Genomic DNA, 23664 nt, shown 5'->3' with positions numbered 1-23664 from the left:
CCGGGCCGGGGTCCGGGCCGGGCGGGGCTCCCGGTTATTTGCGCTCGCCGACCCGTCTGAGCAGGCCTTCCTGTACGGCGCTGGCGATGTGTACGCCGTCCTCGGTGTACATCCGGCCGCCGGCCAGGCCGCGGCTGCCGCTGGCGGAGGGGCTGGTGCAGTCGTAGAGGAACCAGTTGTCGGCGCGGAACGGCCGGTGGAACCAGAGGGCGTGGTCGAGGCTGGCGCCGATGACGCCGCCGGGGCCCCAGCTTTCGCCGTGGACGGAGAGCACCGAGTCGAGCAGTGACAGGTCGCTGGCGTACGTCAGGGCGCAGGCGTGGATGAGCGGGTCGTCGGGCAGGGTGCCGTTGACGCGCATCCAGACCCGTTGTTGTTCGCTGGCGTTGCGGTCACCCGGGGGCACCCAGCCGGGGTCGTTGACGTAGCGGACGTCGACGGCGCGCGGGGCGGCGTTGAAGGAGGCTCGCCGGCTGGGGTATTTGCGCACCCAGTCGGCCATCGTCTGGACCTCGTCGGGGCCGGGGACGTCGTCGGGGGCCGCGGTGTGGTGGTCGAGGCCGACCTCGCGGACCTGGAAGGACGCCGACATGAAGAAGATGGTCTTGCCGTGTTGCTCGGCGGTGGACCGCCGCACCGAGAAGGAGCGTCCGTCGCGGATGGTCTCGACGGCGAACGTGATCGGCTCGGTCGGGTCGCCGGGCCGCACGAAGTAGCCGTGCAGGGAGTGCACGGTGCGTTCGGGGTCGACGGTGCGGCCGGCGGCGACGAGGGCCTGACCGGCGACCTGCCCGCCGAAGACACGCTGGGCGCCGGTCTGCGGGCTTTCCCCGACGAAGGTGGCCGGGTCCAGCTGCTTGAGGTCGAGGACCTCGAGCAGCTGGTCGACGGCGGCTTGCCCGCTCAGCGGTTCGGTCACAGCGTGGCGGGGTCGACGAGGTCGCCGAGCCGGTGCACGCGCAGGGTGTTGGTGGAGCCGGGCGCGTTGGGCGGGGAGCCGGCCACGACGACGACGTAGTCGCCCGGCTTGGCCAGGCCGAGGCCGAGCATCTTGGCGTCGACCTGCCGGAACATGTCGTCGGTGTGCTGCACGAAGTCGGTGAGGAACGTTTCCACGCCCCAGGCGACGGCGAGCTGGTTGCGCACCTCGGGGACCGGGGTGAACGCGTAGAGCGGCAGCTCGCAGTGCAGGCGGGCCAGGCGGCGGACGGTGTCGCCGGTCTGCGAGAAGGCGACGAGGGCCTTGGCGCCGATGTTGCGGGCGATCTGCGACGCGGCGACGGTGAGGGCGCCGCCGTGGGTGCGCGGGTCGTGCTGCAGCCGCGGGACCGGGATGGAGCCGCCCTCGGTGGTGGTGACGATCTTGGCCATGGTGCTGACCGTGAGCACCGGGTATTTGCCCACGGAGGTCTCACCGGAGAGCATCACGGCGTCGGTGCCGTCGAGCACGGCGTTGGCCACGTCGGACGCCTCGGCGCGGGTCGGCCGGGAGTTCTCGATCATCGAGTCGAGCATCTGGGTGGCCACGATGACCGGCTTGGCGTTCTCGCGGCAGAGCTGGACGGCGCGTTTCTGCACCAGCGGGACCTGGTCGAGCGGGAGCTCGACGCCGAGGTCGCCGCGGGCCACCATGACGCCGTCGAAGGCGAGCACGATCGCTTCGAGGTGCTCGACCGCCTCGGGCTTCTCGACCTTGGCGATGACCGGGACGATGCGTCCCTCCTCGGCCATGATCTCGTGGACGAGCTTGATGTCGTCGGGCGAGCGCACGAACGACAGGGCCACGATGTCGCAGCCCAGGCCGAGGGCGAAGCGCAGGTCCTCGGCGTCCTTGTCGCTGAGGGCGGGGACGCTGACGGCGACGTTGGGCAGCGAGACGCCCTTGTTGTTGCTGACCGGGCCGCCCTCGACGACCAGGCAGCGGATGTCGGTGTGGTCGTCGATCGCGGTGACCTCCACGGCGACCTTGCCGTCGTCGATGAGCAGGCGGTCGCCGGGCTTCACCTCCAGCGGCAGCTTGGTGTAGGTGCAGGAGACCCGCTCCCGGGTGCCGAGGATGTCCTCGCTGGTGATGGTGACCAGGTCGCCGGTGTTCCAGACGTGCGGCCCGTCGGCGAACTTGCCGAGCCGGATCTTGGGCCCCTGCAGGTCGGCGAGCACGGCGACGGCGCGCCCGGTTTGCTCGGCGGTGCTGCGCACGAGGTCATACACCTTTTGGTGGTCCTCGTGGCTGCCGTGGCTGAAGTTCATCCGGGCCACGTCCATGCCGGCCTCGACAAGCCCGAGCATGCGCTCGGGGGAGGCGGTCGCGGGCCCCATGGTGCAGACGATTTTTACGCGGCGTGTCACGGCCATCAGGCTAGTCTCTCTTTCTCATCGGCCTGGCGGCCGACCCCCGTACTCGGGGTGAACTGCGTCTGTCGGGCGGCGGCGAGGCTGCTCGGGCTCCCGCAACAGGAACCGGCGCGCTGCGCTGCGCTTGTCCACGGGCTTCAACGACCGCACCTTCACCTTATCGGCCCGGCTTCGACTCCCCTCCCGCAACGCCCTCATGAGCATCAACCGGGTGGATGGACGGACCATCGCCAGCTGACAATGCACCGACTACATTCCGTATTGCCGTGTTCGTGCCCGCGTGATCCGGAGGGGCTCTGGTGGGTGATTGGGGACTGCTGGGTTCTGTGCTCGCCGAGAAGGCCGGGCAGCGTGACCAGGCCAACGTTCAGGAATTGGTGGCCCACGCGAAAAGCCTGCTTCAGCTCGTGCCGGAGACGTTTCCGAACTACACCGCCCACGATGAGGTGCACGCCGGCAACGTCATTCGGCTGATGGGTGAGCTGGCTGCCCCGCGCCGGGACCGGATGAGCGGGCTCGAGGCGGCTCTGCTGATCCTGGCCGCTTACTTCCACGACACCGGCATGGCGTTCTCGGCGGACGAGCGGGCCGGAATCACCGACGACGACGAGTTCGAGGAGTTCCTCGACGGGCACGACGAGGCTTACCTCGCTACGCAGCGCAACGGCGGCGTTCCGCCGGACTTCGTCGTGGAGCAGTACTGCCGGTCGCGCCACGCCGACCGGGTACGGGTGCACCTCGACGCCGTTGACCGGTCCTTGCTGCAGTGGGAGAACAAACCGATCATCGACGCCCTCGAGATGGTGTGCCGCAGCCACAACGAGCCGACCGCCGCCCTCTACGAACCGCGTTTTCGGACTGACTACCTCTACGGTGCCGACCTCAGATTCTGCGCTGTCGCGCTCCGCCTGGGGGACATCCTCGACCTGGACGACAGTCGCACGCCGACCGTCATCTACGACCACCTGCGCCTCGCCGATCGCCGGACGCCGGAGGCTTCGGTGAGCGACCGGGAATGGCGTAAGCATCTGGCCGCCCGGGGCTTCGAGTTCCCGCCGCAACGGAGCCCGAACTACCGCGTTCAGTTCGTCGCCGAGCCCTCGGATCCGGGCGTCGAACATGACCTGCGCACGTTCCTCTCCATCATCGAGGAGGAGATGCTGCATTGCCGCAGCGTCGTGGACTACTGCGGAGAACGCTGGCGCGGCGTCCCGTTGCCCGGCGAGATCGACAAGCTGGCGATCACCAGCAACGGCTACCGCTACGGCGAGTTCCGCTTCGAATTGGATCGCGCCGCTGTGCTCGAGCTCTTCACCGGCGAGCGCCTCTACGAGGACCCGCACGCGTTCATCCGTGAGCTGCTCCAGAATGCCTTCGACGCCGTCCGCGCACGGGAGCATTTGTTCGGCCACTTGTCCACGGGGATCAAGGTCACGTGCTGGGAGGACGACGGTGGCTTCGTCTGGGTGAGCGTCGACGACGACGGCATCGGCATGGATGAGCACACCTTGCGCGACTACTTCCTGCGGGTGGGCAAGTCGTATTACAGGTCGGCCGAGTTCCGCGCGTCTCTGGGAAGGCGCGGCGTCGCCGACCAACCGTTCGAGGTCATCAGCCGGTTCGGGGTCGGGGTGCTGGCCTGCTTCATGGTGGGTGACCGGGTGGAGGTCTCCAGCCGCGCGGCCGGCGAGAACGGCGGCCGGGCGGTACGGCTGTCGATCAACCGGCGGGACGACTACTTCGTGCTGCAGGACTCGAGCCGTAAGGGACGGCCGATGCCGGGCCGGGGCGGCCCCACACCCGCGTTCCGCAAAGAACCGGGGACTCGCATCGCCGTCCGGATCAATCCGAATTACGCGACCACGGAACTGGCGACCGTCGTCGCGAAGGTCAATTCGTACGTCATGGCCCCACCCATCCCGGTCTCCTGCAACGGAGAGCCGGTGAAGGTGGCGTCGCTGGATTTCACCACGAACCCTGTGCTGAGCGAGCCGGTCGTCAAGGAAGTCGACACCGCTGAGCTCAAGCCGTATTCGCCCGACAACGTCCTGCCGTTCCTCGGCACCGTCCAGGTGGCAGCAATCCCGTTGAACCTCACGCGGGTTGCGGAATGCCCGGATGTTCAAGGCCAGCTCGTGGCTTACGTCATTCTTCCGCCGGCCGACGATGAATCCGCCGACCTGCTCAAGGGCTGGCCGGTAAGAAACGAAGAGCTCCGGAAGACACTCAATAAAGCGGTAATGTCCACAAAGTACGCTCTCCATTTCCACAAGAGGTCGTACGAGGACGGGACAGCCCGCTACATCATACAGTTGTCCGTTGACCGGATCGTCGATTCGAAAAAACTGCGACACGCCTATCAGACTCTGGCCAAGGACACGTACCGAACGACCGAGGAGAGCGCGCCTACTCGCGCCAGCACGGCGGAGCAATGGTCCTCGTTTCTGGCCGAATCTCCCCTGGAACTGGCGCTTGTCCTCAAGAGACACCTGGATATCGACGGCGTCCGTGAGCAGGCGTACGCGGGGTCTGAATACTCAATTAGACTCATCGATCTACCCTGCGGCCCCGAGCTGGCCGAGCTCTTGGACCGTCGGCATTCCTGGTGGTCTCACAACGGTATTGCGTTGCCCGCCCCCCGGCCAGGTCTGAGAGAACTTGAACTGGACGTGTACAACGCCGTATTGCTGGGCAACTTGAGCCTGTCCGGACAGTTACGCCCTGACTTGTCAGTGTCTCGTTCCGACGTCCGCGCCGTCCGGTTCGGAGTGCAGTCGGGTGTGCACCTGGCCATCCGCCATGCCTTACGTCACGCTATCGGCTCAGATGAGCGCCTGACCGGCGCATTCGATCAGATCGGCACTGTCGCACTCATGCACGCCCCGGCCCCTGCGGAGCCGTATACGGCCTCGACACTGCGCGACGACCTCCTGCTGCGCAATGGGGTATGGAACACGGAGGCCGTGATCGACACTGCGGGCGGAAAGCGTAGCGTCGATCAAATTGCCGCCGCGGTCCGCGCCGGAGGCAGGCCCACAGTCAACCTTCCTTACGTCGAGCCCTGGAGCAGATCCGGAGGTTCGATGCCTTTCTTCTACGACTATCTTGCGGCCGGACTGATCCATTTCTTTCTCGACGTCGAGTACGATGTGGCGACCCGTTCTTTTGCTGTCGCATCCGACCGGACTCCCGAGCATCACGCCGGGACCCTTTCTTTTCCGCCTCTTTTCGCCGTTACTTTCCGAGGGCCGGAGAAGCTTATCCGCACGCGCGGGGTGCTCAACCTGCATCATCCCCTCACCCAATGGATGGTGAACAATGCAACGGTCCTCGAGCGGGACTTCCCGGCACCGTTCCAGCGTGTGTTCTGGCAAGCTGGGTCGCTTCAGGAGGTGGGAGAGCTGAACAGGGCGCTGGAGCAGGTGGCGCTCAGCCGGCCGGACATTGCCCCGCCGCCGGCGGCTTACGCCCGCCAAGACGACGCCGGACTATGGTGGTCGCGGTGACAGAGCCTGGTCAGATCGACCGGGCGCAGGCGTTCGAGGTCGAGCGGTACAAGTTTCTGTTGCAGCAGCTTCACACCGTCAACGAGAACGTCTACCGGTTCCTGGCCATCTATCAGACCCTGGCCACCGTGCTGGTCGGGGCGGCTCTCACGCTTTTTGTGCGGTGGGACGAATGGAAGATCGAGCGGGGCATCGCGCAGATCGGGATCGTGTCGATTCTGCTGCTGGTGACCGTCATTGCGGCGTTCACCGTTCTGCTCATCGTGATCGGGGTGTTCACCTGGCTGGACTACCGGCGGGAGGAGTGTGCGCTCACCGAGGAGGCTGTCCGGCCGGGGTATCGGAAGGCACCTGAGCCGCGGAACTTCTGGCGGTGGTACGAGACTTACATCCTGCTCTTCATCGTCGGGTCGGTGGGGTTCATGTGGCTCGGGGCCGCCTTCGTCCTGTTGCCGGCCATGTCATGAGGCCGGGGCACGACTTCATCGGCGTCGGGGTGGGCGCGATGGTCTTCGACGACGACGGGCGGGTATTCCTGGCCCGGCGTGGGGCGGCGGCACGGAACGAGGCCGGGCTCTGGGAGTTTCCGGGCGGCATGGTGAGCTTCGGGGAGACGCTGGCTGCGGCCGTCGTGCGGGAGTTCGACGAGGAGTACGGGATGGCCGTTGAGGTCGGCGCGCTGCTCGGGGTCTCCGATCACATCCTGCCGGATGAGGGACAGCACTGGGTCTCGCCGTCGTTCGCCGCGCGGTGGATCGGTGGCACACCGGCGATCCGGGAGCCCGGCAAGTGCACCGCGATCGGCTGGTTCCGGGTCGGGGCGCTTCCCGAACAGCTCACTCAGGCCAGCCGGGACACCCTCACCGCGTACAGGAAGAAAGGGCCCGCCTGAAAACCAGGCGGGCCCCTCCAGGAAAGAACTAGGCGCTGATGGGCTGGGCCATCGAGTTGACGGGGGCCGGCAGCTCGCCGGCGGCGCCCAGGTAGTCGTGGATGGCGGAGGCGGCCGAGCGGCCCTCGGCGATCGCCCAGACGATCAGCGACGCGCCGCGGTGCATGTCGCCGGCCACGAAGACGCCGGGGGCCGACGTCTGCCACGTGATGTCGGCGTCCAGGACGCCCCGGCGGTTGCGCTCGATGCCGAACTGCGCCAGCAGCGGCTGCTTCTCGGTGCCTTCGAAGCCGATCGCCAGCAGGACCAGGTCGGCCGGCAGGTCGCGCTCGGAGCCCTCGGCCACCGTGACCGTGCGGACGCCGTTGATGCGCTCGACCGTCACGTCGGCCACGCGCACGGCCTTGACGTTGCCGTTGCCGTCGTCGACGAACTCCTGGACGGCCACCCCGAAGACGCGTTCGCCGCCCTCCTCGTGCGCGGGGTAGTTGCGCAGGATGACCGGCCACGTGGGCCACGGGTGCAGTTCGCCGGCCCGCTCCGAGGGGGGCAGCGGGTACTGGTCGAGCTGGATCACGTTCGCCGCGCCCTGGCGGTGGGCCACGCCCAGGCAGTCGGCGCCGGTGTCGCCGCCGCCGATGATGACGACGTTCTTGCCGGCGGCGTCGATGGGTGCCGTGTCCTGCAGGCCGGCCACGACCCGGTTGGCCGGGACGAGGTGTTCCATGGCCAGGTGGACGCCGTTGAGGGTGCGGCCGGGGGTGTCGTGCGCGTCCCGGCCGGCCAGGGCCCCGGCCGCCAGCAGGACCGCGTCGAAGCGGTCGCGCAGGTCGTCGGCGGTGACGTCGCGGCCGACCTCCACGCCGGTTTCGAAGACGACGCCCTCGGCGGCCATCTGGGCCAGGCGGGCGTCCACCACCGTCTTCTCGATCTTGAAGTCGGGGATGCCGTAGCGGAGCAGGCCGCCGATGCGGTCGTCGCGCTCGTAGACCGTCACCGCGTGACCGGCCCGGGCCAGCTGCTGGGCCGCGGCCAGGCCGGCGGGGCCGGATCCGACGACCGCGACCTTCTTGCCGGTCGCCACGGGTGCGGGCTGGGGGCGTACGTATCCCAGGTCGAACGCGTGGTTGGCGATCTCGACCTCGACCTGCTTGATGGTCACCGGGTCGTCGGCGATGCCGAGCACACACGCCGCCTCGCAGGGTGCGGGGCACAACCGTCCGGTGAACTCCGGGAAGTTGTTGGTGGCGTGCAGCGACTCGGCCGCGGCCTCCCAGGCCCCGGTGCGGACCAGGTCGTTCCAGTCGGGGATGCGGTTGCCCAGCGGGCAGCCCTCGTGGCAGAACGGGATGCCGCAGTCCATGCACCGGGTGGCCTGGTCGCGGATGAGCTCCTCACCCGCGGGCGGGTAGACCTCCCGCCAGTCCTGGATGCGGACCGGCACCGGGCGGCGCTTGGGCAGCTGCCGCTCGTAGCGAAGAAATCCGTTCGGATCAGGCACTCCGGCCTCCCATGACCGCCTCGTCGACGTTGCGACCGGCGGCTTCGGCGGTCCTGATCAGTTCCATCACTCGCTTGTAGTCACGCGGCACGACGGCGGTGAACCGGTCGACGGCCGCGGGCCAGTCCTTGAGCAGCCGCTCGGCCACTGTGGAGCCGGTCTCGGTGGCGTGCTTCTCGACGAGGTGGCGCAGCGTCTCCTGCTCCTCGCCGGTGAGCGGGGTCAGGTCGACCAGCTCGGGGTTGACCTTGGTGGGGGCCAGGTCGAGGACGAACGCGGTGCCGCCGCTCATGCCGGCCGCGAAGTTGCGACCGGTCGGGCCGAGCACGACGACCGTGCCGCCGGTCATGTATTCGCAGCCGTGGTCGCCCACCCCCTCGACGACCGCCTGGCCGCCCGAGTTGCGGACGGCGAAACGCTCGCCGGCGCGACCCCGCAGGAACACCTCACCGGCCGTGGCCCCGTACAGGATGGTGTTGCCCGCGATGATGTTGTCCTCGGCCACGAACGGCGCGGTGTCGTCGGGCCGCACGATGACCCGGCCGCCGGACAGTCCCTTGGCGACGTAGTCGTTGGTGTCGCCGATCAGCCGCAGGGTGACGCCGCGGGGCAGGAACGCGCCGAACGACTGCCCGCCGGTGCCGCGCAGGGTGAACGAGATCGTGTCCTCGGGCAGTCCGGCGCCGCCGTGCCGGCGGGTCACCTCGCCGCCGAGCATCGCGCCCACGCTGCGGTTGTCGTTGCGGATGTCGATCTCGGCGTGCACCGGGGCGCCCCCGGTCAGGGCCGGTGCGGCCAGCTCGATCAGCTTGTTGTCGAGTGCCTTGTGCAGCTCGTGGTCCTGGGCGACGATGCCGCGCCGGGCCGTGCCCTCGGGGAGCTCGGGGACGTAGAGGATCGGCGACAGGTCGAGACCCTTGGCCTTCCAGTGGTCGACCGCCGGACGCACGTCGAGGATCTCGGCGTGCCCGATCGCCTCGTCGATGCTGCGGAAGCCCAGCTCGGCCAGGTATTCGCGCACCTCCTGGGCCAGGAACAGGAAGAAGTTCTCGACGAACTCGGGCTTGCCGGTGAACCGCTCGCGCAGCACCGGGTTCTGCGTGGCGATGCCGACCGGGCAGGTGTCGAGGTGGCAGACCCGCATCATGATGCAGCCGCTGACGATCAGCGGGGCGGTCGCGAAGCCGAACTCCTCGGCGCCCAGCAGAGCGGCCACGATCACGTCGCGGCCGGTCTTGAGCTGACCGTCGACCTGCACGGTGACCCGGTCGCGCAGCTTGTTGAGCAGCAACGTCTGCTGGGCCTCGGCCAGGCCCAGCTCCCACGGGGAGCCGGCGTGCTTGAGCGAGTTGAGCGGGGACGCGCCGGTGCCGCCGTCGTGTCCGGAGATCAGGATGACGTCGGCCTTGAGCTTGGCCACCCCGGCGGCGACGGTGCCGACGCCGATCTCGCTGACCAGCTTGACGTGCACCCGCGACATCGGGTTGACGTTCTTGAGGTCGTGGACCAGCTGAGCCAGGTCCTCGATGGAGTAGATGTCGTGGTGCGGCGGCGGCGAGATCAGGCCGACGCCGGGGGTGGCATGCCGGGTCTTGGCGATCCACGGCCACACCTTGTTGCCGGGCAGCTGGCCGCCCTCGCCCGGTTTCGCGCCCTGCGCCATCTTGATCTGCAGGTCGTCCGCGTTGACCAGGTATTCGCTGGTGACCCCGAACCGGCCGGAGGCGATCTGCTTGACCGCGGAGCGGCGCCGCGGGTCGTGCAGGCGGTCGACGTCCTCGCCGCCCTCCCCGGTGTTCGACTTGCCGCCGAGGTTGTTCATGGCGATGGCCAGCGTCTCGTGCGACTCGGCGGAGATCGACCCGTACGACATGGCGCCGGTGGCGAAGCGCTTGACGATCTCGGATGCGGGCTCGACCTCGTCGATCGGCACCGGCGTGCGGCCGGCCTTGAACTCGAACAGCCCGCGCAGCGACCCGGCCTCGGCGGCCAGTCCGTCCACCGTGGACGTGTATTTGCGGTAGACGTCGTACTGCTTGGACCGGGTGGCGTGCTGGAGCAGGAACACCGTCTCGGGGTTGAACAGGTGCACCTCGCCCTCGCGGCGCCACTGGTATTCGCCGCCGACCTCGAGCCGGCGGTGGGTGCGCTCGGCCGGGTTGGACGGGTACGCCTTCTCGTGCCGCGCCTTGACCTCGGCGTGGATGTCGGCCAGCGACGCCCCGCCGATGCGGCCGTTGGTGCCGGCGAAGTAGCGCTGCAGCAGCCGGTTGTCGAGACCGACCGCCTCGAACACCTGGGCGCCGCAGTACGAGGACACCGTCGAGATGCCCATCTTCGACATGATCTTGAGGACGCCCTTGCCCAGCGCCTTGACGTAGTTGCGCACCGCGGTCTTGGGGTCGAGCCCGGCCAGCGGGCCGGTGGCGATCAGGTCGTCGACCGACTCGAAGGCCAGGTACGGGTTCACCGCCGCGGCGCCGTAGCCGATGAGCACGGCCGCGTGGTGCACCTCACGGCAGTCACCCGACTCGACGACCAGCGCGACCTGGGTGCGGGTCTGTTCCCGTACGAGATGCTGGTGCACCGCCGCGGTCAGCAGCAGCGACGGGATCGGGGCCAGATCGGCGTTGGAGTCCCGGTCGCTGAGCACGAGGATGCGCACGCCGTCCTCGATCGCCTCGGACACGTGCCGGCAGATCTGGGTCAGGCGGGCCTTGATGCCGGCCGCGCCGTCGCGCAGCGGGTAGAGGCCGGAGACCCGCACCGCCTTGAAGCCGGGCAGGTCGCCGTCGTCGTCGATCGACAGCAGCTTGGCCAGCTCGTCGTTGTCGATGATCGGGTAGGGCAGCACGATCTGGCGGCAGGACGCCGGGCCGGGGTCGAGCAGGTTGGCCTCGGGCCCGATGGTGGTGGCCAGGCTGGTCACCAGCTCCTCGCGGATGGCGTCCAGCGGCGGGTTGGTGACCTGGGCGAACAGCTGGTGGAAGTAGTCGAACAGCAGTCGCGGCCGCTTCGACAGCGGCGAGATCGGGGTGTCCGTACCCATCGAGCCGAGCGGCTCGGCGCCCGAGCGGGCCATCGGTCCGATGAGGATCTTCAGCTCCTCCTCGGAGTAGCCGAAGATCTGCTGACGGCGCAGCACCGAGTCGTGGGTGTAGATGACGTGCTCGCGGGGCGGCAGGTCGTCGAGCTGGATCAGCCCGGCGTGCAGCCACTCGTCGTACGGCTCGGCCGCGGCCAGCTCGGCCTTGATCTCGTCGTCGTGGACGATGCGGCCGGCCGCCGTGTCGACCAGGAACATCTTGCCGGGCTGCAGGCGGCCCTTGGCGATCACGGTGGCCGGGTCGAGGTCGAGCACGCCCGCCTCGGAGCCCAGCACGACCAGGCCGTCGGAGGTGTGCCACCAGCGGCCGGGGCGCAGCCCGTTACGGTCGAGGACGGCGCCGATCATCGAGCCGTCGGTGAACGCGACGCTGGCCGGGCCGTCCCACGGCTCCATCAGGCTGGCGTGGAAGCGGTAGAAGGACCGCCGCTTCTCCTCCATGCCGGGGTCGTTCTCCCACGCCTCGGGGATCATCATCAGCATGGCGTGGGGCAGGCTGCGGCCGGACAGGTGCAGCAGCTCGAGCACCTCGTCGAAGCTGGCCGAGTCGGACGCGTCGGGCGTGTTGATCGGGAAGAGCCGCTTGATGCTGCCGGGCAGCGTGGTGGAGCGCAGCAGCGCCTCGCGGGCGGCCATCCAGTTCTTGTTGCCGCGGATCGTGTTGATCTCGCCGTTGTGGGCGATGAACCGGTAGGGGTGGGCCAGTTTCCAGGCCGGGAACGTGTTGGTCGCGAAGCGCGAGTGGACCAGGGCGATCGCGCTCGACACGCGCTCGTCGACCAGGTCGGGGAAGAACTCGGGCAGCTGGTCGGGCGTGAGCATGCCCTTGTAGGTCACCGTGCGCGAGGACAGCGACGGGAAGTAGGCGGAGACGCCGCGCTGCGCGGTCTCCCGCTCGGCCTGCTTGCGGATGGTGAAGGCCACCCGGTCGAGCTCGATGCCGCTGAGCTTGGCACCGGCCGGGCCGGCGGCCGAGCCGGAGAGCCGGTGGGCACCCAGGAACACCTGCATGATCGCCGGACGGGCGTCCTCGGCGGTCTGACCCAGCCCACCCGGGCGCACCGGGACCTCACGCCAGCCGAGGACGTCGCCGCCCTCGACGAGCGCGTACTTCTCGAAGACCTTGATCGCACGAGCGCGCTCGTCGGCGTCCGTCGGCAGGAAGACCAGGCCGGTGGCGTAGTGCCCGGCGGCGGGCAGCTCGAAGCCGGCGACCGCGCGGTAGAACTCGTCCGGGACCTGGATCATGATGCCGGCGCCGTCGCCGGTGTTGTACTCGGCGCCGCGCGCGCCCCGGTGATCGAGGCGGATGAGTGCCGACAGGCCCTTGGCGACCACATCGTGGGAGCGCCGCCCATACAAATCCGCCACGAAGGCGACACCACAGGCGTCGCGCTCCTGAGACGGGTCGTACAGCCCCTGGGGGTGCGGAAAAGCCACCGGGCCTCCTGTCGTCGCTGGTGTTTCAGTTCAAGGTCGGGACGACGTCGGCCCTGCAAAGTCTCTGAAGTCTACGTTAGTGGGTACCGATCTCCGCCAGTTCAGATGGATCACACTTGAATCGGGCGTCATCGACCTTCACGGCATAATGGGGTAGCCGAACATCCGCTGTGGTTGGGTAGTCTCGCGCGGTGGCGCAACAGGATACCGACGTCTTCGTCAGGCTCGAGCGGTTTTACGACGCCCTGCCCCGGCCCTACGCACGGGCCGAGGAGTTCGGCGGGCTGGTGCTCTTCGTCCGCGAGGGCGAAGGCTGGCCGTACTACGCCCGCCCCCGCATAGGGGCGGACACTCCCTCTGCGGCCGATATTACTGCCGTTCGCCAGAGGCAACGAGAGCTGGGCCTGCCCGAGGCTTTCGAGTGGGTGCACGAGACGACCCCGGACCTGCTCGCCGTGGCCCGCTCGGCCGGCCTCGACGTGCTGCTGGCCCCGCTGCTGACGCTCGACCCGGCCGCGCTCGTACCCGACCTGCCGGTCGAGGGCGGCACCATCCGCTTCCTCGACCCGGACGCGCCGTCCTTCGCCGCCGACCTGGCCGCCTCGCACGCGGTGGCGCAGCTGGGCTTCGGCGCGCCCGCCGCGGCGGTGTCGCCGCTGGAGGCCGGGGGCGGCGCCCTGCTGACCGTGCCGGCCGGCCCGGCCGAGCGCGACGCCGCGGGCGGGGAACTCAGCAAGCCCCTGGTCGAGAGCCAGCGGGAACGCAGCGCGGCCGGCGACTACTACACGGCGGTGGTCGACTCCCCCGACGGGATCCTGGCCACCGGCGCCGTGATGCGCTCGGGTGACGTGGCCGAGGTGGCCGGTGTGGCGACCCTGCCGTCGGCCCGGCGGCGCGGCTACGCCTCCCAGCTCACCGCGGCACTGGCCCGCCGCTCGCTGGACGACGGGGTGCGGCTGGTCTTCCTGTCGGCGGGTGACGACGACGTCGCCCGCCTCTACACGAAGGTGGGATTCCGGCGGATCGGCACCGCGTGCATCGGCGAGCCGGCCCCGGCGTCGCTGTAGGCGCGACGGCGTGCGGCGGTGGTCGACAGGTGGCGTCAGCGGCGCCGGCGGATCCGTCCGAGGGTGGCGAACGCGACACCCAGCAGGACGAGCAGACCGCCGGCGAGCGCGATCCACATCACGGGTGAGCCGGTGATCGGAAGGCCACCACCACCGCCACCGCCGCCGTCGCCACCGTTGTCGTCGCCACCGCCGTTGTCGTCGCCGCCGCCGTTGTCCGCCGGGCCGGAGACTCCGCTCACCTTCATGGCCGCCGTTTCCGCGTACGCGAGAGCCTGATCACCCGGCACCCAGGGCACCGGCGGGGCGACCACCCGGTATTCGCGGGTCCCGGTGAAACCGGCGGTCACCGAGTACGTGCCGTCGGTGCGGCTCTTCGTCGTCGCCACGGTCTGCCAGGAACCGCCGGCCGAGGTCCGCGCCTGCAGTTCCAGCTCACGGTCCCCGGTGGGCCACTCGGCGTTGTCACAGGCGGCCAGATCACAGCTGCGGAGCAACTCGGTCACCTTGCCGGTGGCGGTGAGCCGGCCGCCGACCGGCCGCGACGACGGCAGCTTCACGGTCAGCTTGCTGCCGTTGATCGACGCGCTGGCCCCGCGGTAGCCGTACCACTCGTTCTCGAAGTTCTGCAGGCCGACGTTGAGAGGGACCTGGCGACCCCGCACGACCAGGGAACCCGCCCCGCGCACCGGCGGGCCGAACGGCTCGTAGTCGGGCATCCCGTACTGGGTGACGACCGGCTGGTAGCGCGGCGGGTCCTCGGCCGGCAGGTCCAGCGGGTCCCCCGGGTTGGAGTCGGTGTAGCGGCCCGGCACCCAGGAGAACCGGACCGAGCCGTCCACCTGCGGGACCGCGCTGGTGATCCGGGCCGGCACGGTGCGGTCGGTGTCGAACTCCGGGGAGTAGGCCGGCTCGCTCAGCTCGGTGCCGTCCGCGTCGACGACGACCACCCGGATCTTGTAGTCGGTGTCGTAGAGGCCGGTGTTCATGACGACCCGGTTGGGCTCACCGGGCTCGATGAACTGGCTCGCGATGAAGGTGGGCTCGCCGTCCACCCGCTCAGTGTCGATCTTGTTGCGGACGTCGCCGGCCTCGTCCCAGGTCACGGCGAACTCGTTGTGCTCGCCGGAGGTCCAGGCCAGCTCGACACCCGTCGGTGCGGGCTCGGTGGGAGCGAGCACGACCGGTGCGGGAGTCAGGGCCAGCAGGGCCACCAGAGGCGCGATCACGGCCGGATCGTAACGACGTCACGCCGGGGTCGCGACCCCCTCGGTCAATCCGGTGGCGACCACTGCGACAACGGCGCGCTGAGGATGCGCGGGCGCAGGTGGCTCAGCGCCGCGTCGCGGGCGCGCAGGGCCAGCCGGCCCCGGGCCTGGACCACGGCCGACATTCGCCGGGTCTGCCGGACGACCGTGGTCGCGCGGGGTTGCCGCAGGCGGCTGTAGGCCTCCAGCGCCGCGGTCAGCGTGGCCCCCGGGGCGGCCTGGCCGGCCAGCGAGCGCAGGGTGGCCGCGTCCTCGAAAGCCAGGCAGGCGCCCTGACCGAGGTGGTGGGGCATGGCTTGGGCCGCGTCGCCGAGCAGCACGACCCCGCCCGGGCCGGACGGGAACGCGTACGCCCGGGGCAGCGGACGCAGCTCCCGCACCTCCTGCGGGACCAGCTCCTCGGGGTGGGTCGCGGCCAGCAGGTCACCCACCGGCGACGGCCAGCCGGCGAACCAGCGCCGCAGCAGATCGAGCTGGGTGGCCGGCGACTCCGGGCGGGGGGCCCCGGCCGCGGTGGCCACCCAGTAGACGCCGCCCCGGCCCGCGGCCCGATCCCCCAGCGGGATCGACACGAACCGGTAGCCGGCACCCAGCGTCTCGCCCCCGGCGACCTCACCGGGCGGGCGCGACGGCACCCGGTAGCCGGGGACGACGGCCTGCCACGCGGCGAACCCGGAACCGGCCGCGAGCGACTCGGGGGCCAGGGTGCGGCGGATCGCACTGTCGATGCCGTCGGCCGCCACGACCAGGTCGGCCTCGATCTCGGTGCGGCCGTCACCGACCACCGGGCGGCGGGCCGGACCCGTACGGATCGTGGTGACCGCGAAGCCGGTGCGGATCTCGACCAGGTCGCCCAGCCCGGCCACCAGCGCGTCGTAGAGGTCCTGGAGGTGCACGGCGCCGGGCGCGGAGCCGGTCCCGCCGGGCCGCGGGGTGACCAGCCATTGACCGTCCGGGCGGCGCACCCCGCCGTCGGGCAGCGGGGCGATGATCGCCGGCCACCCGCCGTCCGGGTCGAGCGATTCCAGCGCGCGGCGGCCGTTGGGCCACAGCACCAGGGCGGTGGGCGGGGCGGCGACTCGTTCGGCGCGCTCCAGCAGCACCACATGCCAGCCACAACGAGAGAGGGCGCCGGCCGTGGCCAGACCGGCCAGACCAGCGCCCACCACAACCGCTGTGCGCACCTGGGTCAGCGTTCGTCGCCGCGGGACTCCGGCTCGGCGTCGCCGCCAGGTGCCTCCCGGCCCGACCCGGCGGCCTTGCCGGTGGCCAGCAGTGCCTCACCCATGCCGGCCGGGCCGGCCGGGTCGCGTTCGACGGGGTGACCGCCGGCGGCGATCTCCTCGGCCATGTCGGCCGGGGTGTCGGGGGGCAGGATCCCCGTACGCCGGTAGGCCTGGAACCTCGACTCGCTGACCACCTGATAGCCCTGGGGGGTCGCGCTGGGCGAGGCCGCGGCGGCCGTGACGTCGACCTGGGAGACGTCGCCGGTCGCGGCCGGCTCGGGCTCCGTCTCGGGCGCGTCGTCGGGCACCACGTAGGCCCGCGGCCCGCGCACGACCAGGAAGTAGATGAGCCCGCCGAGGAAGACGACGATCGAGGTGAACACGTTGAGCCGGACGCCGAACAGGTGGTTGGCCTCGTCGACGCGCAGCATCTCGATCCAGGCCCGGCCCACCGTGTAGGCCATCACGTAGAGCGCGAACGCCCGGCCCCGGCCGAACTTGTATTTCCGGTCGGCCAGCCAGACCAGCAGCGCGACACCGAGATTCCAGAGCAGCTCGTAGAGGAACGTCGGGTGATACAGGTCGGGCAGCGTCACCGCCTGCCCGTCGATGCGGGTCGCGTGCCCGGGATTCGACCGGTCCATGTCGTGGACCTCGAGACCCCACGGGAGCGTGGTGACCTTGCCGTAGAGCTCGTTGTTGAACCAGTTGCCGATCCGGCCGACCGCCTGCCCGACCGCGAGCCCCGGGGCCAGCGCGTCGGCGACCAGGCCCAGCGGCAGGCCGAGCTGACGGGCGCCCAGCCAGGCGCCGACCGCGCCGCCGAGCACCGCGCCCCAGATGCCGAGGCCGCCCTCCCAGATGTAGAAGGCGCGGACCGGGTCACCCCCGGCACCGAAATAGTCCTGCGGGGACGTCGCGAGGTGATAGAGCCGCGCGCCGACGATGCCGAACGGGACCGCCCACACCGCGATGTCCAGCGAGGCCCAGCGGGCCACCCCCCGGCTGCGCAGGCGATATTCCATGATCAGGCAGGAGGCGACGATGCCCAGGACGATGCAGATCGCATACGCCCGCACGGGCAGGCCGAGCACGTGCCAGACAGACGTTGTCGGACTGGGAATAAGCGCGAGGTCCACGGGTGCACACGCTACCGGTTCACTTGACCGGGTTACGCACACCCTCGGCCAGTTCCGCGCTCAGCGTCCGGAGCCGGGACAACCCGGTGGCCCGGTCGGGGGCTTCGAGCACCTGCCGGATCAGCGCACTGCCCACGATCACCCCGTCGGCGAAACCGGCCACCTCGGCCGCCTGCGCGCCGGTGCCCACCCCGAGACCCACCCCCACCGGCATGTCCGGATTGGTGTGCCGCACCCGGTCGACCAGCTCCGGGGCCTGCGAGGACACCGAGGTGCGGGCGCCGGTGACACCCATCAGCGCGGTCGCGTAGACGAAGCCGCGGCAGTGCGCGACCGTCATGGCCAGGCGGTCGTCGGTCGAGGAGGGCGAGACCAGGAACGTCCGGTCGAGCCGGTGCTCGTCGGCGGCGGCGATCCACTCGGCCGCCTCGTCCGGGATCAGGTCGGGCGTGATCATGCCGGTGGCGCCGGCCGCCGACAGGTCCCGGGCGAACGCGTTGACCCCGTACTTCTCCACCGGGTTCCAATAGGTCATCAGCACGACCGGGGCGCCCGTGCCCGCGACCGCCTCGATGATCCGCAGCGTGTCGCCGGTGCGCACCCCGCGGCTCAGCGCGATGTCGCTGGCCCGCTGGATGACCGGGCCGTCCATCACCGGGTCGGAGTAGGGCAGCTCGACCTCGATCACGTCGCAGCCGGCCTCGTGCATCGCGATCATCGAGGCGATGCTGTCCTCGACGGTCGGGAAGCCGGCCGGCATGCAGCCGACCAGCACCGCGCGGTCCTCCGCGCGGGCCTTGGCGAAGACCTCGGCGATGCTCACGCGTTCTCCCCCGGGACCAGCGCCTCGACCGGGTCGAGGATGCCGAAGTAGGCGCCCGCGGTGTGCACGTCCTTGTCACCGCGGCCGGACAGGTTGACCACGATGGTCGGTGTGCGGCCCAGCTCCGCGCGCAGCAGCGGCGCGATGCGGGCGACACCGGCCAGCGCGTGCGCGCTCTCGATGGCCGGGATGATGCCCTCGGTGCGGCAGAGCAGCTGGAACGCGGCCATCGCCTCGTCGTCGGTGACCGGCTCGTACTCGGCGCGGCCGGTGTCGTGCAGCCAGGCGTGCTCGGGCCCGACCCCCGGGTAGTCCAGACCGGCCGAGATCGAGTGGGACTCGACCGTCTGGCCGTCCTCGTCCTGCAGGACGTACGTCCGGGCGCCGTGCAGCACACCCGACGAGCCGCCGGTGATCGACGCCGCGTGCCGTCCCGTGTCCACCCCGTCGCCGCCCGCCTCGAAGCCGTAGAGCTGCACCGACTCGTCGGGGACGAACGCGTGGAAGATGCCGATCGCGTTGGAGCCGCCACCCACGCAGGCCGCCACCGCGTCGGGCAGCCGGCCCAGCATGGCCAGGCACTGCTCGCGGGCCTCGACGCCGATGCCGCCCACAAAATCGCGCACGATCTCGGGGAACGGGTGCGGGCCGGCCGCCGTGCCGAGCAGGTAGTGCGTGGTGTCGACGCTGGCCACCCAGTCGCGCAGCGCCTCGTTGAGCGCGTCCTTGAGCGTGCGCGAGCCGTTGGTGACCGGCACGACCGTGGCGCCCAGCATGCGCATGCGGGCCACGTTGAGCGCCTGCCGCTCGGTGTCGGTCTCACCCATGTAGACCACGCACTCGAGGTCGAGCAGGGCGGCCGCGGTGGCGCTGGCCACCCCGTGCTGACCGGCACCGGTCTCGGCGATCACCCGGGGCTTGCCCATCCGCTTGGCCAGCAGCGCCTGCCCCAGCACGTTGCGGACCTTGTGGGCGCCGGTGTGGTTGAGATCCTCCCGCTTGAGCAGGATCTCGGCGCCCAGCTTCTCGGAGAGCCGCTCGGCCCGGTAGAGCAGCGACGGCACGCCGGCGTAGTTGACCAGCAGATCGTCGAACCGGGCCCGGAAGGCCGGGTCGGCCTTGGCCGACCGGTAGGCGGCGTCGAGCTCGTCGAGCGCCCGGACCAGGGCCTCCGGGACGAACCGGCCGCCGTAACGCCCGAAATGGCCGGACAGGTCGGGCAACGAGGGGGCGCTCATCGCACCGGCCTCGGCGTCGCCGGGTGGTTGCCCGCGTTGACCAGCTCGGCCACCGCGTCCCGCGGCGATTTCTGGGTCACCAGACCCTCCCCCACCAGCACGGCATCGGCGCCCGCGGACGCATACCGGATCAGGTCGTGCGGCCCGCGCACCCCCGACTCGGCGATCTTCACGACATTGTTGGGCAGGCCGGGCGCGATGCGCTCGAAGACCGACCGGTCGACCTCGAGTGTGCGCAGGTCGCGGGCGTTGACCCCGATGACCTTGGCGTTCGCCTCCAGGGCACGGTCGGCCTCCTCCTCGTTGTGCACCTCGACCAGCGCGGTCATGCCGAGCGACTCGATCCGCTCGAGCAGGCCGACGAGCACGTTCTGCTCGAGCGCCGCGACGATGAGCAGCACCAGGTCGGCGCCGTGGGCGCGGGCCTCGTGCACCTGATAACTGGAGACCACGAAATCCTTGCGGAGCACCGGGATCTGCACCGAGGCGCGCACGGCCTTGAGGTCGTCGAGCGACCCGCCGAACCACCGGCCCTCGGTGAGCACGCTGATGCAACGGGCGCCGCCCGCCGCGTACTCACCGGCGAGCTCGGCCGGGTCGGGGATGTCGGCCAGCGCCCCCTTGGACGGCGACGACCGCTTCACCTCGGCGATCACGGCCACGCCGGCCTTGCGCAACGCCGCATAGGCGTCGATGGCCGGCGGCGCCGCGGCTGCGGCCTCCCGTACCTGCTCCAGCGGCACCTGCTCCTGCCGGACGGCCACGTCCTCGCGCACTCCGGCGAGGATCTCCTCCAGCACGTTCTGCGGTCCGCCAGAACCCGCTTGCGCCTGCTGATCGGATGTCACGAAACGACTCCCCTCTCCGGGTGTCCTCCGCCCGATGCTAGGAGGTCGTGGTCGCTCGAGGCGCCCCGGGGTATGGCCCGCCTCACCAGGTGGCCTGGGGCATAATGCGGCCTGCTCGGGCGCGTTCTGTCACTTCGGTCACAGCGGTCACGCGCTCTCCGGCCCGCTGTGCAGGGACACCTCATCTGATCGGTGGATCCCACAGCGTGTTGACGGAGTCGTCACGCACCGGAAATAGGGTCCGGTCATGATGAGGCCGAGGCAGACTGGTTCCCGGCGTCAGCGAACGCCAGCCAGCTCAGAGCGATCGATGTGGAGTTTGCCGTGGCCGCTACCCGGACAGTCGAGACCGAGCCCGCCGGCTTCGTCACCGTCTCCCGCGCCCTCGTCTCCGCCGCCGCCGAGCTCGTCACCGGCGTGCAGCGCCGCGTGATCGGCGACGACAAGGTGCGCACCGCCCGCGACAACGCCTGGGCGGCCACCCTGGAGATCCGCGCCCGCCACGAGGCCAGCGCCGCGCTGAGCCGCGAGGTCGCCGCCCTGGTGGCCCGCCGCCCCGACCGGCGCGAGCTCGCCCACACGCGCTGAGTCCTGCGCGGTCGGCTCGCCGCCCTTTCAAGCAGTCGGGTCGTCGCCTTCTTACGCGGTCGGGTCGTCGCCTTCCTACGCGGTCGGGTCGTCACCGCGGTCCAGGGAATCCCATGCGGCACGGTTGTCGACCGGCTTGGTGTTGAGACCGGCCGGTGCCGGCGCCGCCGTCGGCGGTGCGGGCTTCCGGTCGTACCGGGCCGACATGCGCGGCCACCGATGACCCTGACGCGCGGCAGTCAGCCCGCCCAGCGCCACCACCGCGCCGCCGAAGGCGCAGGCCACCGGCCACACCGTGCCGCCCGCGCCGGCCGCTCCCGGGTCGAGACCGACCCGGCCGGCGATCGCGCCGACGACCACACCCGCCCCCACCAGGGCGAGCAGAACGCCCACGCCGCGCCGGAGCCGGCCGTGCGTGGCCAGCAACGCCCCGGTGCCGGCCAGGCCGACCAGGGCCAGGCCGATCACCCAGGGCGCGACGTCGGCACCGGTCCGCTCGGTGCGCAACTCGGACATGCCGGGCCGGGGCACCTCCAGCACCGACCAGGTGCGGGTGGCCCCGTACGCCGCCAAGCCGGCACCGGCCAGGCAGGCCAGCAGCGACAGCAGGTAGGAGCGCCGGCTCATCGAGCCGCGCGCAGCGTCTCGGCGGAGGCGATCGCGGCCAGCACCGCGGCCGCCTTGTTACGGGTCTCCTGCTCCTCGGCGGCCGGGTCGGAGTCGGCCACGATGCCCGCCCCGGCGCCCACGTAGGCCACCCCGTCCTTGATCAGCGCGGTGCGGATCGCGATCGCCATGTCCATGTCACCGGCGAACCCGAAGTAGCCGACCGTGCCGCCGTACAGGCCGCGGCGGGTCGGCTCGAGCGACTCGATGATCTCCATGGCGCGCACCTTGGGCGCGCCCGACAACGTGCCCGCCGGGAACGTCGCGGCCAGCGCGTCGAACGCCGACCGGTCGTCGCGCAGCTCACCGGTGACCGTCGAGACGATGTGCATGACATGGCTGTAGCGCTCGATGCGGGCGAACTCCGGCACCTCGACCGAGCCGGCCCGGCACACCCGGCCCAGGTCGTTGCGCCCCAGGTCGACCAGCATGACGTGCTCGGCGCGCTCCTTGGGGTCGGCCAGCAGCTCGGCGGCCAGGGCGTTGTCCTGCTCCGGGGTGGCGCCACGCCAGCGGGTGCCGGCGATCGGGTGCAGCAGCGCGCGGCGGGTGCCCTCCTCGTCGGCGCTGACCTTGAGGTGGGCCTCGGGGGACGAGCCGACGATGTCGAAGTCGTCGAAGCGCAATAGATACATGTACGGGCTGGGGTTGGTGGCCCGCAGCACCCGGTAGACGTCGAGCGGGTCGGCGTCGGTGGGCCGCTCGAAGCGCTGGGCCACGACGATCTGGAAGCACTCGCCGGCCCGGATCGCCTCCTTGGCCTCGTCGACCGCCTTCTGATACTCCCCCGGCGCGGTCCGGCTGACCGGCTCCCCGGCCGGCCGGCGCTCCACCGTGGAGATCATCGGCGGGGTCGGGCGGGACAGCGCCGTGGTCATCGCGTCGAGCCGGCCCACCGCGTTGTGATAGGCCGCCCGCTTGGCCTGGTCGTCGGCGTCGTCGGCCAGCACCGCGTTGGCCACCAGGACGGCCGAGCCGTCGTAATGGTCGAGCACGACGAGGTCGGTGGCGAGCATCATGCCCAGCTCGGGCAGGGCCAGGTCGTCGGTCGCCGAACTCGGCAGGCGCTCGAAACGCCGGACGAGGTCGTAGCTCAGGTAGCCGACCATGCCGCCGGTCAGCGGCGGCAGGTCGTCGGCGGACGGGCCGTCGGCCAGCGCCGCGACCGTCTCGCGGAGCGCGGTCACCGGGTCGCCGTCGAGCGGCACGCCCGTGGGCGGCGAGCCCAGCCAGTGCGCCTCGCCGTCCCGCTCGACCAGCGTCGCCGCGCTGCGCACGCCGACGAACGAATAGCGCGACCAGGCCGCGCCGGACGGGCCCGCACCCTGCTCGGCCGACTCCAGCAGGAAGGTGCCGGGGCCGCCGGCCAGCTTCGTGTAGACCCCGACCGGGGTCTCGCCGTCGGCCAGCAGCCGGCGGGTGACGGGGACCACGCGGCGCCGCTCGCGCAGGAAAGCCGCCTCGTCGGGATGGACCGCTCCGCTGGTCACGACCCGGTCACCACCGGCAACTCGTCGAAGAAGCAGGTGCGCTCGCCGGTGTGGCAGGCCGCGCCGACCTGCTCGACCGTGACCAGCAACGCGTCGCCGTCGCAGTCGAGGGCGACGCCGTGCACGTACTGGTGGTGGCCGGAGGTCGCGCCCTTCACCCAGTACTCCTGCCGGCTGCGCGACCAGTAGGTCGCCCGCCCGGTGGTCAGCGTGCGGTGCAACGCCTCGTCGTCCATCCAGGCCAGCATGAGCACGTCACCGCTGCCGTGCTCGCGCACGATCGCCGCGACGAGCCCGTCGGGGGTGCGCTTGAGCTTGGCCGCGATGGCCGGATCCAGTTCGGTCTTGACTGCCACGCGACGATTCTCCCCCATGCCGGGCGCACGGTCGTGCCGCGGTGGGGGCCACGATCCGGGCACGGGTAGTGCCTCGGACCGGCTGGTTAGGTACCGTCGTCGTGCGTTGCACCCTGCCAGGGGTGCTGATGACCGCCTCCGAGAGGGTTACCGCA

Annotated in this window: 18 protein-coding genes; 5 read left to right on the top strand and 13 right to left on the bottom strand. The window is 70.8% G+C overall.

Going from position 1 to position 23664, the window contains the following annotated elements; translation table 11 throughout:
* Nucleotides 1-34 precede the first annotated feature (34 nt).
* Together NAG42_RS13250 and pyk are read right to left on the bottom strand one after the other, a co-directional pair.
* Complete coding sequence (locus NAG42_RS13250) at nucleotides 35-919, bottom strand: acyl-CoA thioesterase (protein ID WP_250030533.1); 885 nt, start codon at nucleotides 917-919, stop codon at nucleotides 35-37.
* Entirely contained in the window at nucleotides 916-2355 is a 1440-nt protein-coding gene (gene pyk, locus NAG42_RS13245; RefSeq protein WP_250030532.1) for a pyruvate kinase, read from the bottom strand. The genes NAG42_RS13250 and pyk overlap by 4 nt, the downstream gene beginning before the upstream one ends.
* 299 nt (nucleotides 2356-2654) lie before the next feature.
* Between pyk and NAG42_RS13240 the strand changes: the two genes are divergently transcribed.
* Genes NAG42_RS13240 through NAG42_RS13230 form a run of 3 tightly spaced genes read left to right on the top strand, consistent with a single transcriptional unit; the run spans nucleotide 2655 to nucleotide 6753 of the window.
* On the top strand, nucleotides 2655-5861 hold the full coding sequence (locus tag NAG42_RS13240) for an HD domain-containing protein (protein ID WP_250030531.1): 3207 nt from the start codon (nucleotides 2655-2657) through the stop codon (nucleotides 5859-5861).
* Nucleotides 5858-6328, top strand: a complete 471-nt coding sequence (locus NAG42_RS13235) for a hypothetical protein (protein WP_250030530.1) — start codon at nucleotides 5858-5860, stop codon at nucleotides 6326-6328. The genes NAG42_RS13240 and NAG42_RS13235 overlap by 4 nt, the downstream gene beginning before the upstream one ends.
* Nucleotides 6325-6753: an NUDIX domain-containing protein gene (locus NAG42_RS13230; RefSeq protein ID WP_250030529.1), complete on the top strand. Its 429-nt coding sequence runs from the start codon at nucleotides 6325-6327 to the stop codon at nucleotides 6751-6753. Before NAG42_RS13235 ends, NAG42_RS13230 begins: the two co-directional genes overlap by 4 nt.
* A gap of 28 nt (nucleotides 6754-6781) precedes the next feature.
* Here the strand turns inward: NAG42_RS13230 and NAG42_RS13225 are convergent, their stop codons facing one another.
* Nucleotides 6782-8254 carry a glutamate synthase subunit beta gene (locus NAG42_RS13225; RefSeq protein WP_250030528.1) on the bottom strand — a complete coding sequence of 491 codons (1473 nt, stop codon included), beginning with the start codon at nucleotides 8252-8254 and terminating at the stop codon, nucleotides 6782-6784.
* On the bottom strand, nucleotides 8247-12800 hold the full coding sequence (gltB, locus tag NAG42_RS13220) for a glutamate synthase large subunit (RefSeq protein ID WP_250030527.1): 4554 nt from the start codon (nucleotides 12798-12800) through the stop codon (nucleotides 8247-8249). The genes NAG42_RS13225 and gltB overlap by 8 nt, the downstream gene beginning before the upstream one ends.
* Before the next feature lie 191 nt (nucleotides 12801-12991).
* Here gltB and NAG42_RS13215 point away from each other — a divergent pair, with 191 nt between their 5' ends.
* The gene (locus NAG42_RS13215; protein WP_250030526.1) at nucleotides 12992-13867 is read left to right on the top strand and encodes a GNAT family N-acetyltransferase; all 876 of its coding nucleotides are present in this window, start codon (nucleotides 12992-12994) and stop codon (nucleotides 13865-13867) included.
* A 35-nt stretch (nucleotides 13868-13902) separates the two neighbouring features.
* On the opposite strand, the gene NAG42_RS13210 is transcribed toward NAG42_RS13215, so the two are convergent.
* Genes NAG42_RS13210 through trpC form a run of 6 tightly spaced genes read right to left on the bottom strand, consistent with a single transcriptional unit; the run spans nucleotide 13903 to nucleotide 20361 of the window.
* On the bottom strand, nucleotides 13903-15096 hold the full coding sequence (locus NAG42_RS13210) for a hypothetical protein (RefSeq protein ID WP_250030525.1): 1194 nt from the start codon (nucleotides 15094-15096) through the stop codon (nucleotides 13903-13905).
* Nucleotides 15097-15140: 44 nt separating this feature from the next.
* Nucleotides 15141-16319, bottom strand: coding sequence for an FAD-dependent oxidoreductase (locus tag NAG42_RS13205; protein ID WP_250030524.1), 1179 nt, complete (start codon nucleotides 16317-16319; stop codon nucleotides 15141-15143).
* A 5-nt stretch (nucleotides 16320-16324) separates the two neighbouring features.
* Nucleotides 16325-17500: a prolipoprotein diacylglyceryl transferase gene (lgt, locus tag NAG42_RS13200; protein ID WP_250030523.1), complete on the bottom strand. Its 1176-nt coding sequence runs from the start codon at nucleotides 17498-17500 to the stop codon at nucleotides 16325-16327.
* Nucleotides 17501-17519: 19 nt separating this feature from the next.
* Nucleotides 17520-18323, bottom strand: a complete 804-nt coding sequence (gene trpA, locus NAG42_RS13195; protein WP_250030522.1) for a tryptophan synthase subunit alpha — start codon at nucleotides 18321-18323, stop codon at nucleotides 17520-17522.
* Nucleotides 18320-19561, bottom strand: coding sequence for a tryptophan synthase subunit beta (gene trpB / locus NAG42_RS13190; protein ID WP_250030521.1), 1242 nt, complete (start codon nucleotides 19559-19561; stop codon nucleotides 18320-18322). Before trpB ends, trpA begins: the two co-directional genes overlap by 4 nt.
* On the bottom strand, nucleotides 19558-20361 hold the full coding sequence (trpC, locus tag NAG42_RS13185) for an indole-3-glycerol phosphate synthase TrpC (RefSeq protein WP_250030880.1): 804 nt from the start codon (nucleotides 20359-20361) through the stop codon (nucleotides 19558-19560). Before trpC ends, trpB begins: the two co-directional genes overlap by 4 nt.
* Nucleotides 20362-20733: 372 nt before the next feature.
* Here trpC and NAG42_RS13180 point away from each other — a divergent pair, with 372 nt between their 5' ends.
* Entirely contained in the window at nucleotides 20734-20997 is a 264-nt protein-coding gene (locus NAG42_RS13180; protein WP_250030520.1) for a hypothetical protein, read from the top strand.
* Between the two features lie 75 nt (nucleotides 20998-21072).
* Here the strand turns inward: NAG42_RS13180 and NAG42_RS13175 are convergent, their stop codons facing one another.
* The 3 genes from NAG42_RS13175 to hisI are packed head-to-tail and all read right to left on the bottom strand — an operon-like array spanning nucleotide 21073 to nucleotide 23527.
* The gene (locus NAG42_RS13175; RefSeq protein ID WP_250030519.1) at nucleotides 21073-21624 is read right to left on the bottom strand and encodes a Trp biosynthesis-associated membrane protein; all 552 of its coding nucleotides are present in this window, start codon (nucleotides 21622-21624) and stop codon (nucleotides 21073-21075) included.
* Nucleotides 21621-23153, bottom strand: a complete 1533-nt coding sequence (locus NAG42_RS13170) for an anthranilate synthase component I (protein ID WP_250030518.1) — start codon at nucleotides 23151-23153, stop codon at nucleotides 21621-21623. Before NAG42_RS13170 ends, NAG42_RS13175 begins: the two co-directional genes overlap by 4 nt.
* Nucleotides 23150-23527 carry a phosphoribosyl-AMP cyclohydrolase gene (gene hisI, locus NAG42_RS13165; protein ID WP_250030517.1) on the bottom strand — a complete coding sequence of 126 codons (378 nt, stop codon included), beginning with the start codon at nucleotides 23525-23527 and terminating at the stop codon, nucleotides 23150-23152. The genes NAG42_RS13170 and hisI overlap by 4 nt, the downstream gene beginning before the upstream one ends.
* Nucleotides 23528-23664 lie beyond the last annotated feature (137 nt).

This window comes from Paractinoplanes maris (assembly GCF_023544465.1).
GTDB classification, from domain to species: domain Bacteria; phylum Actinomycetota; class Actinomycetes; order Mycobacteriales; family Micromonosporaceae; genus Actinoplanes; species Actinoplanes maris.
Note: the sequence above shows the minus strand (reverse complement) of the source record. Positions and strands in the feature narration are given on the sequence as shown.